This window comes from Marinobacter sp. R17, assembly GCF_003789045.1.
GTDB lineage: Bacteria > Pseudomonadota > Gammaproteobacteria > Pseudomonadales > Oleiphilaceae > Marinobacter_A > Marinobacter_A mangrovi.
On the sequence record NZ_RHGZ01000013.1, the window covers coordinates 26379 to 42204 of the forward strand.

A 15826-nucleotide genomic window follows, 5' to 3' on the forward strand; every position below is an offset into this window, starting at 1 on the left:
GGTGTGGTTGACCGATCGTTTGCCGTATGAATTTGTGAGGCGCATGTATGCAGGATCGTAAAACTGAATTGGGGCCCCGGATTGTCGTAGCGCTTGATTTTGCCGACCAGTCAGAGGCGCTGTCCCTGGTGGATTCGCTGGACCCGGCGCTGTGCCGACTCAAAGTGGGCAAGGAAATGTTCACCCGTTTCGGGCCGGCCCTGGTTAAGGAGTTGCATAATCGCGGCTTCGAGGTGTTTTTAGACCTCAAGTTCCACGATATCCCCAATACCACGTCCGCTGCCGTGGCGGCGGCGGCCGATCTTGGTGTGTGGATGGTGAACGTGCACGCATCCGGTGGCGAAACCATGATGGCCGCCTGTCGTGAGCGACTGGAAAGCTATGGGGCCGATCGCCCGTTGCTGATTGCGGTCACGGTGCTGACCAGCATGACCGCCGATGACCTGAAAGGTCTGGGTATTGCCGAGTCGCCGGAAGCGCATGTATCGCGTCTGGCGGCGATGACCTATAACGCGGGCCTGGATGGCGTTGTCTGCTCCGCTCAGGAAGCTTCTGTGCTTCGCTCTGAGCAGGGTGAGCGTTTCCGTCTGATTACCCCGGGCATCCGACCGACGTTTGCCGCCCAGGGCGACCAGAAGCGGATCATGACCCCTTCTGATGCGCTGCGCGCGGGCAGCGATTATCTGGTGATCGGCCGGCCGATTACCCAGGCCGGCGACCCGCTGGCGGCTTTGGAGGAGATTCAGGCGGAGATCCAGCTGGCCGAGGAGTAGGATTCAAACCGGCAGCCGCCATTCAAGCGTCTCGGAGTGATCCGGGGCGTTTTTGTTTGTGGCTTGTCGGAGCGGGGTGTGAATTTCGAGCATAAAAAAGCCGCTGGGATCAGCGGCTTTTCGAAATAGTGGCTCCCCGAGCTGGGCTCGAACCAGCGACAAACGGATTAACAGTCCGTTGCTCTACCAACTGAGCTATCGGGGAACGTCGTCAGTGACGAGGCGCGTATATTACGGTGGCGCCCCATCACCGTCAACCCCCTAATCAATAAACCTTTTATGTTTTCTCAAGGGGTTGATGGAACCGGCCTAGCCCAGCACTTTTTTCAGGCGCTCGACCGCCTTCTGCAGGTTTTCCATGCTCGTGGCGAAGCTGAGTCGCATGTGGCCCGGTGCTCCAAAGGCGGAGCCGGGAACCAGCGCTACACCGGCTTCCTTGAGCAGTACTTCGGCCAGCTCCACGTCGGTCGACACGTCGTCACGAGCGTCGATGGCGCCCTGGAAGCTCGGGAACACGTAGAAGGTGCCGTCACCCTTCAGGCACTCAACGCCGTTGATGCCGTTCAGCGCATCCACCAGATAGTCGTGGCGTTCCTTGAAGGCTTTGACCATTTCGCCCACGCATTCCTGCGGACCTTCCAGTGCGGCCTGGGCGGCAGCCTGGGAAATGGAGCAGGGGTTGGACGTGCTCTGGGACTGGATTTTCTTCATGGAGCCGATGATCTTGGCCGGACCGGCGGCATAGCCGATGCGCCAACCGGTCATGGAGTAGGCCTTGGAGACGCCGTTCAGGACGAACGTGCGATCGTACAGTTCCGGGGTGGCGTTCAGGATGTTGCAGAATGGCTGACCGGTCCACAGGATCGGTTCGTACATGTCGTCGGTCGCAATCATCACCTGTGGGTGCTTTTTCAGGACCTCGCCAATCGCCTTCAGTTCATCCAGGCTGTAGGCCATGCCACTCGGGTTGGACGGGCTGTTTAGCACAAACAGGCGAGTCTTGTCCGTGATGGCCTCTTCCAGCTGTTGGGCGGTAATCTTGAAGCGGCTCTCGGCAGAGGTTTCCAGGATGACCGGCTTGCCCTCGGCCACCAGCACCATATCCGGGTAGGAGACCCAGTAGGGCGCCGGGATGATCGCTTCGTCTCCCGGGTTCAGTGTGGCCAGGGCAAGGTTGAAGAAACTCTGTTTGCCACCACTTGATACCAGTATCTGGTTGGCTTCGTACTCAAGACCGTTATCGCGTTTGAACTTCTCGATAATCGCCTTTTTCAGACCCGGCGTACCGTCGACTGCGGTGTACTTGGTCTGACCGCCCTTGATGGCTTCAATGGCAGCGGCCTTGATGTGTTCGGGCGTATCGAAGTCAGGCTCACCGGCGCCGAGGCCGATAATATCCTGGCCCGCCGCACGCAGTTCCGCGGCCTTGTTGGTGACGGCCAGGGTCGGTGAGGGCTTGATCGCTTGTACACGGCTCGAGAGTTGAAGGTCCAAACTAGCGCTCCTTAAGATGCGTCATGAGTGGCCGCCCGGAAGTCGGGCCGAGGCAAATCGGCATCGATGGCCGGGGAAGCCGGAAAAAATGCAAAACGCTGTGATGTTACCATGAAGGTCTCATCAGTATAAGCTGGCACACAGAGTTTGGGGTGTCGGCTACCTGAAAATCATCGCACACTGCGACCGACTGTAAAGGGGGCACTGACGCCACATGTTCAAGGTTCAATCGGCCTACCAGCCTGCAGGCGACCAGCCCACAGCCATTGAGGGCCTGGTCGACGGGATTGAATCCGGCCTGGCCCACCAGACCCTGCTGGGGGTGACCGGTTCGGGCAAGACCTTCACCATTGCCAATGTGGTGGAGCGCATCCAGCGGCCGACCATTGTCATGGCTCACAACAAGACGCTGGCCGCGCAGCTCTATGGCGAGTTCAAGGAGTTCTTCCCGGAGAACGCCGTCGAGTATTTCGTTTCCTACTACGACTATTATCAGCCGGAAGCCTACGTGCCTTCGTCGGACACCTTCATCGAGAAGGACGCGTCCATCAACGAGCACATCGAGCAGATGCGACTGTCGGCGACCAAGGCCCTGTTGGAGCGGGATGACGCCATCATTGTGGCCACCGTGTCCTCGATCTACGGTCTGGGCGATCCCCAGTCCTACCTGAAGATGATGCTGCACCTGGACCGGGGCGACCCGATCGACCAGCGGTTTATCCTGCGCCGCCTCGCCGAATTGCAGTACACCCGCAACGACGTCGAATTCCATCGCGCCAACTACCGGGTGCGCGGCGATGTGATCGACGTGTTCCCGGCGGAATCCGAGAAAGAAGCGATTCGCATCGAGTTGTTCGACGACGAAGTGGAAAACCTGAGCTACTTCGATCCACTGACCGGCGAAATGCTGCGTCGGGTGCCCCGGGTGACCATCTATCCCAAGAGTCACTACGTCACGCCGCGCCAGGTGGTGCTGGACGCGGTCGAGAACATCAAAGTGGAGCTGGATTCTCGGCTCAAGCAGCTGCGAGACAACAACAAGCTGCTGGAGGCCCAGCGCCTGGAAGAGCGGACCCGCTACGACATCGAGATGATGCTGGAGCTGGGCTACTGCAACGGCATCGAGAATTACTCCCGCTACCTGTCCGGACGCCAACCCGGCGAGGCGCCGCCAACTCTGTTCGATTACCTGCCGCCCAATGCGCTGCTGGTGGTGGACGAGTCCCACGTCACCATTCCCCAGATCGGCGCCATGTACAAAGGGGACCGCTCGCGCAAGGAAACCCTGGTGGAATACGGCTTCCGCCTGCCGTCGGCCCTGGATAACCGGCCCATGCGATTCGATGAGTGGGAGCGGATTGCGCCGCAGATGATTTTTGTCTCGGCCACGCCCGCTGACTACGAGGCCGATCATGCCGGTCAGGTGGTGGAGCAGGTGGTGCGGCCGACCGGGCTGCTGGATCCGGAAATCGAAGTCCGGCCGGCGTCGACCCAGGTGGATGATCTGCTGTCGGAAATCCGCAAGCGGGTCGGGGCTGATGAGCGGGTCCTGGTTACCACGCTCACCAAACGTATGGCCGAGGACCTGACGGATTTCCTGCAGGAGCACGACATCCGCGTGCGTTACCTGCACTCCGACATCGATACCGTGGAGCGGGTGGAGATCATCCGTGACCTGCGCCGGGGCGAGTTCGACGTGCTGGTGGGGATCAACCTGCTGCGGGAAGGCCTGGACATGCCGGAAGTGTCGCTGGTTGCGATTCTGGATTCGGACAAGGAAGGCTTCCTGCGGTCCGAACGCTCACTGATTCAGACCATTGGCCGGGCGGCGCGGAACGTCCACGGCAAGGCGATTCTCTACGGCGACAAGATCACCGGTTCCATGCAGCGGGCGATCGATGAAACCGGTCGCCGTCGCGAGAAACAGCAGGCGCACAACGAAGCCCATGGCATCACGCCGCAGGGTCTGAAGAAGAACATCTCCGACATCATGGAGGGGGCCCATAACGGGGCACCGGGGCGTCGACGCGGAGGCGAGCGCCCGGGACAGAAAGCCGCCGAGGAAGCGGAAGAGTACCGCGTGGTGGCCCACGGCAAGTCGCCGGAAGAGCTGCTCAAGGAGATCACCAAGCTGGAAGACGAGATGTACAAGGCCGCCGCCGACCTGGATTTCGAACGGGCAGCGCGGCTGCGTGACGACATCGCGTCGCTCAAGGAAGCGTCGATCCGTACCGCCTGAGGCGGTACGGGGCTCAGTCCGAAACGTCGGGAGTGCGTTTGGGCCCGATGATCACGACAGCCTGCAAACGCTGCCGGTGACCGTAGCTGGCCATCTTCTCGAAGACGGCCCGGTCCACCGGCAGGTACTGCTTGTCGGCGATGGTCTCGCCTTCGGCCACATCCACTTCCGGGTCGTGCAGGTAGACGAACTGATTGTCCATGGCACAGACGGTCACCCAGTGAGGGACCCGGCTGCGATTGAGCTGCCAGGTGCTGACCAGGATGACCGGAATGTCGCCGCGGGCCAGGGCGTCTTCGATGACATCGACGGTGATCGGCTCGTTATGCAGCTCGATATCGGTCAGCGCCATGTCGTGGATAAACCCCTCATGGACCAGTTCCAGCACCCGCTTTTTCTCCTTACTGCGCACCGTATCCTTGAACAGCGCCCCTTCCTTGCTCACATAGGCGGTCACGGCAAATCCGCGATGCCACGCTGCCAGTGCCAGTCCGTGAGGGCCGCAGCCGCCGTGGCCGGCCAGCATGAAAATGGTGGTGGCTTCGCGCCAGATCCGCAGTTCCTCGAGGGTGGTGAGGCGCCGGTCCGGGCACTTGGCGGCCATGGCCATCATCAGCGCGGCCGGCCCGCAGGTGAAGTCGGTGGTTTGCGGGTAATAGGGCACCGGTCGCACCGCGTCCGACGGCTCGAAAAACAGGATGCGGCGCTCGAAGCGCAGCGCGTTGCCGTGATCTTCGTAGTAGTCCCGGTAAGTGCCGAACTGCCGGTAACCCAGGCGGCGGTACAGGCGGATCGCGCCGTGATTGTCCTCGCGCACTTCCAGCCGCATGATGATCCGGTCGGCCTCGACAGCAACGGCTTCGCTTTCCCGGACCAGTTTCTCACCGAGTCCCTGACCCCGAGCCTCATCGGCAACGGCAATGGAATAGATGCGGGCCAGACGTGTGGCTTTGTGCATCAGCACCAGGCTGTAGCCCACCAGTCGGCCATCGGCGTCCGCCACCAGAACCCGGTCCCGGGGCATTTCCAGGAAACGTCGGAAGCTACGACGGGAGAGGCGGTCCTCCGAAAAACAGCGGTTTTCCAGGTCGACCAGGGCATCCAGGTCGTCCGGAAGGGCGCGGCGAATCAATACGTGCATGGCCAGTCCTGTAACAGCGTTCACAAAGGCCGGTAGGAGTCATTTACGGGGTGCCGGCGTGAACTATTATGGGTGGTGTCGGCAGGCTGCGAAAGGTGCGTGAAATCCGCTATAAGCCGATGATTGTGCGGGTTCATAAGCCGGCGTATTGTCGCGTTTTCGAGGCCGTTTCAGGAAGGAAGCCGGTATGACTCGTTTGATGATTGTGGTGGATCGTGATCGTGACTGGGCGCCGTATTATCCCAGTTCCGATGTGATGACGTTCGACCAGTATGTCCAGTTCTCAGGGAACACCCACCAGCGGGTGCGGGTGATCAACCTGTGCCAGAGCGCCCGTTACCTCAGCCGGGGTTACTACTGCTCGCTGCTGGCGGAGGCCCGCGGGCATAACGTGGTGCCGTCGGTGATGACGCTGAACGACCTGCGGCGCAAGGATCTGTTCTCACTGGAATTGCAGGAACTGGATCCGGGCGTGATCCACTGGCTGGATGACGCCGCCACCGCTGAGTCCGTCCCCACATCCGAGAGCGCACGGGAAGCCGTGCGTCAGGTCAAGGTGCGGACCTTCTTTGGCAAAGCCGAGCATGAGGCCCTCAAGCCGGTCGCGCGGGCGCTGTTCGAGCGTTTTCCGTGCCCGATCCTGGAAGTGGTGTTCCGCTATCGCAAGACCTGGCAGATCGAGTCCATGAAGCCGGCCTCGCCGGCCGACTTGACCGAGTCCGAACAGGATGTCTTTGCCGGCGCTCTGGATCGTTTCAGCAGTGCGTTGTGGCGCAAGCCCCGATCGCGCCGCCAGTATCGCTACGATCTGGCGATGCTGGTGGATCCGGAGGAAAAACTGCCGCCCAGCGATGCCAAGGCGTTGCAATATTTCATCAAGGCCGGCAAGAAGCTGGGCATCCATGTGGAGCCCATTACCCGCAAGGACTACATGCGGCTGCCGGAATACGATGGTCTGTTTATCCGGGAGACCACGTCGATCGACCATCACACCTACCGCTTTGCCCGCAAAGCCGAAGCCGAAGGCATGGTCGTCATTGATGACCCGGTGTCGATCCTGCGTTGCACTAACAAGGTGTTCCTGGCGGATCTGTTGAAGAACAACAAGATTCCCACGCCGCGCACGTTGATCCTGTCCAAGGACCAGAAGGACAGTGTCGAGCAGGCGATTGAGCACCTGGGATTCCCTATGGTGGTCAAGATCCCGGACGGAGCCTTTTCCCGCGGAGTCATGCGTGCGGAGAATGAGGCGCAGCTGAAAGAGGCACTCAAGACGCTGTTCCGGCAATCGGCCCTGGTGTTGGCCCAGGAATACCTGTACACGGATTACGACTGGCGAATCGGCGTGCTGGGTGGGCGTGCCATTTTTGCCTGCAAATACTACATGGTGAAGGGGCACTGGCAGATCTACAGCCACGGCGACAACCAGCAGTTCGACAGCGGTGACTTCGATACGCTGCCGACCTATGAAGTGCCTAAGAACGTCATCCAGGCTGCGCTGAATGCGACCCGGCTAATCGGTAATGGCCTTTACGGGGTGGACATCAAGCAGTCCGGCAATCGCGTGGCGGTGATCGAGGTGAACGATAATCCCAACATCGACGCCGGCGTCGAGGACCGCTTTCTCGGCGGCGAACTCTATACCCTGGTGATGCAGGAATTCCTGTCGCGCATGGAAGAGCGGCGCCGGGCCTGACAACCTCGGCGTTTCCGTTTAACGCATCGGCTGCCAGATCCGGATGTTGCCCAGCCAGTCCAGACGGGACGCCGCCTCGCGGAGTTGTTCGATGGATACCGGGGCGGTCAGGCTGTCGGGATTGTGTACGTAGATCTCCACCGACACGTGATCGCCGAGGTAGTGCAGCCGCAGGCTGCGCAGGGTCTCCGGCTCGAGCTTGTCCTGCCAAACCCCTTCCAGGGCACGGATGACCTCGCTGCGCGTGGGCAGGCCGGATTCCGTGGGCTCAGCACCCGCATCGTTCTCCGCATCAATGTGGAAGACGACATCCGTGATGTCCGGGTGGGCATCACGGATTCGTTGGGTTACTTTGACGCCGATTTCATGACCCTCCGACACGCTGATGACCGGGCTGACCAGCAGGTGCAGGTCGACCAGGACATCGCCGCCCATGCGCCGGCTGCGTAAGCCATGCACGTTACGCACGCCTTCGGTGGCCCGGGCAATGTTATGAATTTCCCGGGTCTGACTGTTGTCCAGTGCGGTGTCGACCAGTTCCTTCACGCTGTTCCAGGTGAGATGCCAGCCGACGTGACCGATGATGACTGAAACGCCGATCGCTGCCAGAGCATCCAGCCAGGCCACTCCGGTCATGGCACCGGCAGCGCCTACCAGGACCACAATGGATGAAAACGCATCGGTCCGGCTGTGCCAGGCGTTGGCGATGATCAGGTCCGAGCGAATCGCTTCGCCCACGTGCCGGGTATACCGGTAGATCCACTCTTTGCCGACGATCGACAGGGCTGCTGCTACCAGTACGGGCCAGCCGGGCAGGGCGATGTCGGCCGGCTCCCACAGCATCCGCTGCAGACTGTCCCAGGCCAGGGCGCCGGCCAGGCCGACCAGGAATGTGCCCAGAATCATGGTGCCAAGGGTTTCGAAGCGCTGATGACCATACGGGTGGTCCGAGTCGGGCGCCTGCCGGGCTGTCCGCATCAACCCGAGAACAAGAAGATCGGACGCCACGTCGGAGAAGGAATGGATGCCATCGATCACCAGAGCCTGTGAGTGGAACAGTACGCCGATGACGCATTTGGCGGCACCCAGAATGGCGTCAAGAATCATTCCTATTACGGTGACCCGCGTGGCCGCCTGCTGCTCCTGCTTCAACTTGATGTCTGTCATTCCCCAACACGTTCCTTTGGGCCGATTTTTGCTGTCAGCCTGATTGTCTTATGCACAAACCGGCGAATCAGTGAACAATTTCTGAAATTGTTTCAGAGGCCCGTGCACCGGCTTGATGCATCTTTAAGTAATTGAAAATGTTGAATAAAATAGTTGATCAAAAAATGATCAATCTGTAGGTGGGCCCATCTCCCAAGGCTTCCGAAAATCTGCACGCGGATTTTCAACAGAGTTATCCACAGATTCCGTGGAAAAGGTCACAAGAGCTTAACCATACAGTCATTTAGCGGTCATGTATGCATGGCCAGACACTCTGTGGAAAACCCGTACGGGGCATCCCGGACGCAATCAGTGCGCGAATACGGGTGTCGGAAGTGGCTGAATTTCGGCCGTATCCGGTATACTCCCGCACCATTGTATGGATGGAGTGACGACAATGTATGGCCTGATCCGAAACCTGCTGTTCCAACTGCCGCCGGAACAGGCTCATCATGTGGCGTTACGTGCCCTGGACCTGGGTGAGCGCCTGGGTCTGTTGAAGCCGTTGACACCGAATGTGCCGGCCAGTCCCGTCGAGGTCATGGGCCTGACGTTTCCCAACCCGGTGGGGCTCGCGGCGGGCCTGGACAAGAACGCCGAGCACATCGACGCGCTGGCGAGCCTCGGCTTTGGTTTTATTGAAGTCGGGACTGTGACACCGCTGGCGCAGCCGGGCAATCCCAAGCCTCGCATGTTCCGGTTGCCGGAACACGAAGCCCTAATCAATCGGATGGGTTTCAACAACGAAGGGCTGGATGTGTTGCTGGCCAACGTGCGCAATGCCCGATTCAACGGCGTGCTTGGCATCAATGTCGGCAAGAACAAGGTGACACCGTCTGACGAGGCCGAGTCGGACTACCGCAAGGGGATTGCGGCGGTCTATGAGCTGGCCAGCTACATCACGGTCAACGTATCGTCACCGAATACGCCGGGTCTGCGGGATCTTCAGTTTGGTGATTCCCTCAAGCAACTGCTTGTGGCCATCAAGGAAGAGCAGCGCCTTCAGACCGAACGTCAGGGGCGTTATGTTCCCATCGCCGTCAAGATCGCACCGGACATGGATGACCAGGCCATCCGGTTCGTAGCGGATGCGCTGATGGCGACGGGTATCGATGGTGTCATTGCCACCAACACCACCGTCGAACGGGATGCGGTCAAAGGCCACCGCTTTGCAGACGAGCAGGGTGGGCTCAGTGGTGCACCGGTGCGCGGGCCGTCTGTCCGCGTGATCGAAGGGCTGTACAGCGAACTGGGCGACCGCCTGCCGATTATCGGCGTGGGTGGGATTACCGATGGCGAAAGTGCTGCTGAAAAGATCCGTGCGGGTGCGCGTCTGGTACAGGTCTATACCGGCTTTATCTACGAAGGGCCGGCCCTGATTGCGGAAGCGGTGAAGGCGATAGCGGCGCTGGAGCGTTAACGGAACAGGAGCAGGGCGAGGCGGGCCGAAAGGAACGAGTGGCTTAAAAATAAAGTGGGCCCGCTGAGCGGGCCCGTGCGGGGGATAAACCCCGTGGCGTTGCTTCTTTTGCTGGTAAGGGTCGAGTGGACCCTTTGGGTTAATCGGTTTTCCAGTCTGTTTTTCGTTTGCTAACGCTTGGTGTGCAAAAAAATCCTGGTTGAGTTAGTCGTTGAAAGCCGAGTCACTGATTTTAAAAGACAGTGGGCTTATCTGCTTCAGGCTGTGATGTTTGGTAATCGATGGATGCCTGAGACCCCCGTGAGGCCTTCCCAGTTGTCCATCCGTCCCTCTCGCCAACCATTCAGCCACTCCTGCCGGGTTTCCACCTGTTCAAGAGGGCAGCTATCCTTGGATTTACCGGAAATGCCGGCCAGATAACCCCGTTTGAATGCGCGAGCACTCATATCTCTTTTCTGTCTTTTCATGCTGTTCCTCACCTCATGGGTTTACAGATCATGGGGTGCGCACCAGAGCATGCCAATCAGCCTTGAAAGCAGATATCGCGAGACTCCGCCCGGAGGGATCCACCTGGGCCGCAGGCACCAGGATCCTGTTGCCGACGTCAACAAACGCCAGCACTTGAAAAGACGCGTCAATGACAAGGTAAGACGAAACCCTTAAGGATGTACACTATTAATTTCATCTAGATGACCGTTGCTTTATGTTTGTGTGACATAAAAATCCGTACGCTTAGTAGAGGTTTGCGCAACAATCAGCGGTTTAGCGCATTTTCTTCTAAGCAGACTGCGGTCTTGTGACTGCCTATTCTGTGGCCGATATCCGGATCACAGGATGCCCCCGGTCAATATCTACCCGGGCAGCTACCCTGTCACGGTTGATGACGACGAATAACGATTGGAGCCCGAAGTGTCCCAACACGATTTTTTCCTGAGCTGCCCCAAAGGCTTGGAATACCTGCTTGCCGATGAGATGGCAGGCTTTGGCATGACGGTCACCCGCCATGCGCCGGCCGGCGTCTGGGGGCAGGGAGCCCTGGAAGACGGCTATCGGGCCTGCCTCTGGTCGCGCCTCGCGAACCGGGTCATCCTGCATCTGGCCACCGTGGACGGTCGTTCCGGCGATGCGCTCTACGAGGCGCTCCATGCCATGCCCTGGGAAGAGCACCTGCAGATTTCCGGGCGTTTCCGGGTGGTGTTCATCGGTCAGAACGAGGCCATCCGTAACACCCAGTACGGGGTCCAGCGGGTCAAGGACGCCATTGTCGACCGGCTGCGCAAGCCTTCAGGGGTGCGGCCTGCCGTGGACACCAGCGATCCGGACATCACCGTCTCGGTCCGGTTGCATCGCGGCGAGGCGCAGGTCGGTCTGGATCTGAGCGGCGACAGTCTTCACAAGCGTGGTTATCGCACCGAAAAAGGCATTGCTCCGTTGCGCGAAAACCTCGCTGCGGCATTGCTGCTGCGCGCCGGCTGGCCGGAGCTGGCGAAGTCCGGCGGCGACCTGGTCGATCCCATGTGCGGGTCCGGTACGCTGCTGATTGAAGGCGCAATGATGGCGTGTGACATCGCTCCGGGCCTGGCGCGGACCGAATACGGTTTCAGCCGTTGGCCCGGCCATGATGCGCGGCTCTGGGAAAAACTGCAGACGGAGGCGCAGGAGCGGGCACAGATCAGGCGCCGGACCAATCGCAGCCGTTTCCGCGGGTATGACGAGAATGCCCGGGTCATCGCAACCGCCTGGCACAACATTCAGCGAGCAGGCCTGGAAGACCGGATCCATGTGGAAAAGCGGACGCTCGCGGATTTCCAGAACCCGTCCACAGCCGACACCGGCCTGATCCTTACCAATCCGCCCTATGGCGAACGTCTGAGTGAGCGTAAGGCGCTCGGCCCACTTTACGAAACCCTGGGTGAGGTCGTCCGCAGCCAGGCCCAGGGCTGGGAATTGGGTGTCTTCACCGGCGCACCGGAACTGTGCCACGCCCTGGGCCTGCGCAGCCATCGCCAGTACAAGCTGTTCAACGGGCAATTGCCGGCTCAGCTGCTGCTGTTCACCGTGGCGCCGGAAAACGAGGCCCGCGTGCGGCATCCCGGGGAACCGGACCGGGTCGTACCCCGCATTGCCAATCCCGAACGCGCGGAGATGCTGTCCAACCGCTTGCGTAAGAACCTGAAGCAGCTCGGCCAGTGGGCCCGCAAGAACAACATCGAGTGCTATCGCCTGTACGATGCGGACATGCCCGAGTACGCCCTGGCCATCGATTGCTACGGCGAGCAGGTGCACGTCCAGGAATACGCCCCGCCCAAATCGGTGGACGCCCGGGCCGCGCGCGAGCGTTTGGGGGAGGCTTTGGCAGTGATTCCGGAAGTGTTGGGTATCGATGCCGATCACCTGGTCTGCAAGCAGCGTCAACGCCAGGCGGGTAAGGCCCAATACGAAAAGCAGTCGGCCAGCGGCCAGTACTTCACGGTCCATGAGGGCGGCTGCGCGTTGCGGGTGAACCTGCGGGATTATCTCGATACTGGACTGTTCCTGGATCATCGCCCCATACGGCAGTGGATCCAGTCCAAGGCGAAAGACAAGCGCTTCCTGAACCTGTTCTGTTATACCGGTGCCGCGACGGTTCATGCCGGCGTGGGCGGCGCCCGTGAAACCGTCAGCGTCGACATGTCGAAAACCTACCTGCACTGGGCACGGGAGAACCTGCGGCTGAACCATCTGGACGACCAGCATCACCGGTTGGTGCACCAGGACTGTCTGCAGTGGCTGGAGGGCAAGCCGGGCCAGGGCGAGCGCGACTTCGACCTGATTTTCATGGACCCGCCGACCTTTTCGAATTCAGCGCGTATGGAAGGTGTGCTGGACGTGCAGCGGGATCATCCCCAGCTCATTCGTCAGGCAATGGCGCGACTGGCACCGGCTGGGGTGTTGGTGTTTTCCAATAATTTCCGCCGCTTCCGGCTGGATGCGTCGATCAGCGAGGAGTTTGAGGTTCGGGACGTGACCCGTCAGACCATCGACAAGGACTTCGCCCGCAATCCCCGGATTCACCAGTGCTGGGAAATACGGGCGAAGGCCTGAGAACGGGCGTGCGCTCAGAATTCGTAGCGCACGCCGCCGTTGAACTGGTAGCCACTGGCGGAGCTGTCGGTGTCCTCGAACAGGCGGCCGCCTTCGAGGACCAGGTAGGTGTTGTCGACCACTTTCAGGTCGATGCCGGCCAACCAGCTGAAGGCGAAGGAGCTGCCGGGAAACTCGTCATCCAGATCTTCATAGGCGGATGGCGTGTCCTCGGTCTCCTTGACCTTGGCGTTGCCGACGATATGGGAGAACCCCACCTGGGCGTAGACGTTGGAGAAGTCGGTCAGCCCGTAATGGACGCCCATGTACCAGCTGGCGAACCAGTCCATGTCCACCTTGAGGTTCTCGGAGACCTCGGACTCGTCGAGACCGGCGCCGGCCCGCACCTCTACATGAAACAGATCGGAAATATGGGAGCCCAGCACCAGCGTGCCCGCTGAGAGCCAACCGCGGCCTTCAGGCAGGCCGCCGACCTTTCGGTACTGCAGGGCCATGCCCTGGACCCCGACATAATCGAGGCCGGCCCGGCTCTTGGGCGGTTCCTGGGCGTGGGCGGACAGGCTGACCAGCCCGCTGGCGAGTGTCAGGGCGAGCAGGGAACGTCGGGTGGACTGCGTCGTCATAAGGGAATCCTGGCCTGGAGGTCTGACCGCGGCGGGGCGGTTCTTATTCTCGGTGGGGCGGGTGAAGCGCCCGGCTACCTCCGGGGATTCTGCGTTATGAGACGCAAGCTTGCGTCGACTCAGGTCACAAATCGCCGGTATCCGTGCCTTCCGGAATCAGTCCGCCGTCCCGTGCCAGCATCAACAGCGCAAAGACGCTGCTTTCCGGCAACTGTGGATCCAGGCCGTGGGTGAACAGGAGTTCCCGGCGCCAGTCTTCCAGCTCTTCGTAGGGCAGGTGCTTGATCAGGTGATCAACCGTGGCGAGCTCAAACGGCACCGGCATGCGCAGCGTATCGAACAGCAGATCCACCAGGCCTTCATCCGGATCCAGGCCGTCGACGAAAACGGTCTGGTCGGCCAGATCTTCGTTCAGCTCCCGGGCCAGTTCCAGCAGCGGCACGCCCTGCTCCTGCAGGTAGGTGAGGTCCACGTCCAGACCATCGGGATCGTCCGGCAGCCAGGCGTCGTCCGGCTCGATGACGACGGTTTTCATAGCGCCATCTGCCAATGACCAGGCGATCGCGGTAGGGAAACAGGCGTCTTGAGCGTCGACAAACTCGATATCGAGGAACTGTGGCAGGCGCATGATAACTCTTGGTCCGGTGTGTGGTGTCGTAAGGATACCAGCTTACCTTTAGCGGGGAGAGGGTGTGTACAACGCGCAATTTCGACAGGCTGGCCGATCATGCGATACTGGTGCGGTTTCTCTGGCAACGGATATTTTGGATCAGCATGGATAACGCCGTTTTCAATTCTCAGCTTTTTGAATTCCTCAAGCAGTCTCCCACGCCTTATCACGCCGTTCGGCAGATGGCCCGCCGTCTCGAAGCGGTCGGATTTGAACGTCTCGATGAGCAGGCGGCCTGGTCACTGGCACCGGGGCAGCGGTATTACGTGACGCGCAACGATTCCACGATCATCGCGTTCCAGACCGGCCAGAGCGATCCGGTTTCCCACGGCATCCGCATGATGGGTGCGCACACCGACAGCCCATGCCTGCGGGTCAAGCCGAACCCCGAGATCCACAAGAAGGGCTATTACCAGCTGGGCGTCGAGGTCTACGGTGGTGCGTTGCTCAACCCCTGGTTCGACCGGGACCTGTCGATCGCCGGTCGCGTGAGCTATGTCGACAGCCAGGATCGACTGCGGGATGCGTTGATCGATTTCGCCAAGCCGGTGGTGACCATCCCGAGCCTGGCGATCCATCTGGACCGGGAGGCCAACAACAGCCGCACCGTGAATCCGCAGACGGATGTGCCGCCGATCCTGATGCAGGCGGACGAGAAAGAGGCGGTGCCTTTCCGTGAACTGCTGGCCGGCCAGATCCGCACCGAATATCCCGAAGCGGACGTGGCCAAGGTGCTGGACTACGAGCTGAGTCTGTACGACACCCAGCCGCCGGCCACGCTCGGCCTGAACGAGGATTTCATTGCCTCGGCCCGGCTGGATAACCTGCTGAGCTGCTTCATCGGCCTGCAGTCGTTGCTGGATGCCGATCCCGGCCAGCCGGCGTTGTTGGTCTGCAACGATCACGAGGAGGTCGGCAGTATGTCGGCCGAAGGCGCACAGGGGCCGTTCCTGTCGTCCGTCCTGGAGCGTTGGGTCGGTGCCGCGGACAAACCGCGCGTGATCGCCCGGTCGATGATGATCTCGGCGGACAACGCTCACGGCGTGCATCCGAACTACGCCGATCGACACGACGGCAACCACGGCCCGCTGCTCAACGCCGGCCCCGTGATCAAGATCAACAACAACCAGCGCTACGCGACCAACAGCCGGACCGCATCGCTGTATCGCCATATCAGTGAGTCACTGGATCTGCCGTGCCAGGCGTTTGTGGTGCGTACGGATATGGGCTGTGGCAGCACGATCGGCCCACTGACGGCGGGGAACCTGGGGGTGCGGACCCTGGATATCGGCGTGCCGCAGTTCGCGATGCACTCGATTCGTGAGATGGCCGGTGCCCGGGACGGTTTTGTGCTGTATCAGGTCTTGCGCCGTTACATCGAGTTGGAGCACATTGATTGAAAGCGCTTTGATTCGGCGCAGTGATCGAGGAAGGACGCTGGCTCCCTGGAGAGAATACGACTCTCGAAAGGGGCGCCGGC

At 60.6% G+C, this 15826-nt stretch carries 12 protein-coding genes and 1 tRNA gene; 6 read left to right on the forward strand and 7 right to left on the reverse strand.

Annotated elements, in window-relative coordinates:
* Positions 1-47 precede the first annotated feature (47 nt).
* The gene (pyrF, locus tag EB809_RS10850; protein ID WP_123634843.1) at positions 48-773 is read left to right on the forward strand and encodes an orotidine-5'-phosphate decarboxylase; all 726 of its coding nucleotides are present in this window, start codon (positions 48-50) and stop codon (positions 771-773) included.
* 129 nt (positions 774-902) lie between these two features.
* On the opposite strand, the gene EB809_RS10855 is transcribed toward pyrF, so the two are convergent.
* Both EB809_RS10855 and EB809_RS10860 read right to left on the reverse strand, forming a co-directional pair.
* Positions 903-978 (reverse strand) — tRNA-Asn (locus tag EB809_RS10855).
* A 104-nt stretch (positions 979-1082) separates the two neighbouring features.
* Positions 1083-2267 (reverse strand): pyridoxal phosphate-dependent aminotransferase, encoded by a 1185-nt coding sequence (locus tag EB809_RS10860; protein ID WP_123634844.1) that lies wholly within the window; start codon positions 2265-2267, stop codon positions 1083-1085.
* A 214-nt stretch (positions 2268-2481) separates the two neighbouring features.
* Between EB809_RS10860 and uvrB the strand changes: the two genes are divergently transcribed.
* The gene (gene uvrB, locus EB809_RS10865; protein ID WP_123634845.1) at positions 2482-4506 is read left to right on the forward strand and encodes an excinuclease ABC subunit UvrB; all 2025 of its coding nucleotides are present in this window, start codon (positions 2482-2484) and stop codon (positions 4504-4506) included.
* 13 nt (positions 4507-4519) lie between these two features.
* Here the strand turns inward: uvrB and EB809_RS10870 are convergent, their stop codons facing one another.
* A complete protein-coding gene (locus tag EB809_RS10870) occupies positions 4520-5647 on the reverse strand; it encodes a GNAT family N-acetyltransferase/peptidase C39 family protein (RefSeq protein WP_123634846.1) in 1128 nt (375 codons plus the stop codon).
* Positions 5648-5834: 187 nt separating this feature from the next.
* Between EB809_RS10870 and EB809_RS10875 the strand changes: the two genes are divergently transcribed.
* The gene (locus EB809_RS10875) at positions 5835-7343 is read left to right on the forward strand and encodes a RimK family protein (RefSeq protein ID WP_123634847.1); all 1509 of its coding nucleotides are present in this window, start codon (positions 5835-5837) and stop codon (positions 7341-7343) included.
* Between the two features lie 18 nt (positions 7344-7361).
* Here EB809_RS10875 and EB809_RS10880 read toward each other — a convergent pair whose 3' ends face one another.
* Positions 7362-8510, reverse strand: a complete 1149-nt coding sequence (locus tag EB809_RS10880) for a cation diffusion facilitator family transporter (RefSeq protein WP_123634848.1) — start codon at positions 8508-8510, stop codon at positions 7362-7364.
* Between the two features lie 436 nt (positions 8511-8946).
* Between EB809_RS10880 and EB809_RS10885 the strand changes: the two genes are divergently transcribed.
* Positions 8947-9969, forward strand: a complete 1023-nt coding sequence (locus tag EB809_RS10885) for a quinone-dependent dihydroorotate dehydrogenase (RefSeq protein WP_123634849.1) — start codon at positions 8947-8949, stop codon at positions 9967-9969.
* A 257-nt stretch (positions 9970-10226) separates the two neighbouring features.
* Here the strand turns inward: EB809_RS10885 and rmf are convergent, their stop codons facing one another.
* Positions 10227-10436 carry a ribosome modulation factor gene (rmf, locus tag EB809_RS10890; protein ID WP_123634850.1) on the reverse strand — a complete coding sequence of 70 codons (210 nt, stop codon included), beginning with the start codon at positions 10434-10436 and terminating at the stop codon, positions 10227-10229.
* 442 nt (positions 10437-10878) lie between these two features.
* On the opposite strand from rmf, the gene rlmKL reads away from it, so the two are divergent.
* Positions 10879-13053, forward strand: a complete 2175-nt coding sequence (rlmKL, locus tag EB809_RS10895) for a bifunctional 23S rRNA (guanine(2069)-N(7))-methyltransferase RlmK/23S rRNA (guanine(2445)-N(2))-methyltransferase RlmL (RefSeq protein WP_123634851.1) — start codon at positions 10879-10881, stop codon at positions 13051-13053.
* Positions 13054-13067: 14 nt separating this feature from the next.
* Here the strand turns inward: rlmKL and EB809_RS10900 are convergent, their stop codons facing one another.
* Both EB809_RS10900 and EB809_RS10905 read right to left on the reverse strand, forming a co-directional pair.
* A complete protein-coding gene (locus EB809_RS10900; protein ID WP_123634852.1) occupies positions 13068-13676 on the reverse strand; it encodes an outer membrane beta-barrel protein in 609 nt (202 codons plus the stop codon).
* A 124-nt stretch (positions 13677-13800) separates the two neighbouring features.
* Positions 13801-14304 carry a hypothetical protein gene (locus EB809_RS10905; RefSeq protein ID WP_123634853.1) on the reverse strand — a complete coding sequence of 168 codons (504 nt, stop codon included), beginning with the start codon at positions 14302-14304 and terminating at the stop codon, positions 13801-13803.
* Positions 14305-14450: 146 nt separating this feature from the next.
* Between EB809_RS10905 and EB809_RS10910 the strand changes: the two genes are divergently transcribed.
* Complete coding sequence (locus EB809_RS10910) at positions 14451-15746, forward strand: M18 family aminopeptidase (RefSeq protein ID WP_123634854.1); 1296 nt, start codon at positions 14451-14453, stop codon at positions 15744-15746.
* The last annotated feature ends 80 nt before the right edge of the window (positions 15747-15826 follow it).

Coding starts and splice junctions, on each gene's coding strand:
- EB809_RS10885 (WP_123634849.1), top strand. CDS start 8,947: ATGTATGGCCTGATCCGAAACCTGCTGTTCCAACTGCCGCCGGAACAG.
- rmf (WP_123634850.1), bottom strand. CDS start 10,436: ATGAAAAGACAGAAAAGAGATATGAGTGCTCGCGCATTCAAACGGGGT.
- EB809_RS10875 (WP_123634847.1), top strand. CDS start 5,835: ATGACTCGTTTGATGATTGTGGTGGATCGTGATCGTGACTGGGCGCCG.
- EB809_RS10880 (WP_123634848.1), bottom strand. CDS start 8,510: ATGACAGACATCAAGTTGAAGCAGGAGCAGCAGGCGGCCACGCGGGTC.
- EB809_RS10870 (WP_123634846.1), bottom strand. CDS start 5,647: ATGCACGTATTGATTCGCCGCGCCCTTCCGGACGACCTGGATGCCCTG.
- uvrB (WP_123634845.1), top strand. CDS start 2,482: ATGTTCAAGGTTCAATCGGCCTACCAGCCTGCAGGCGACCAGCCCACA.
- pyrF (WP_123634843.1), top strand. CDS start 48: ATGCAGGATCGTAAAACTGAATTGGGGCCCCGGATTGTCGTAGCGCTT.
- EB809_RS10905 (WP_123634853.1), bottom strand. CDS start 14,304: ATGCGCCTGCCACAGTTCCTCGATATCGAGTTTGTCGACGCTCAAGAC.
- EB809_RS10910 (WP_123634854.1), top strand. CDS start 14,451: ATGGATAACGCCGTTTTCAATTCTCAGCTTTTTGAATTCCTCAAGCAG.
- EB809_RS10900 (WP_123634852.1), bottom strand. CDS start 13,676: ATGACGACGCAGTCCACCCGACGTTCCCTGCTCGCCCTGACACTCGCC.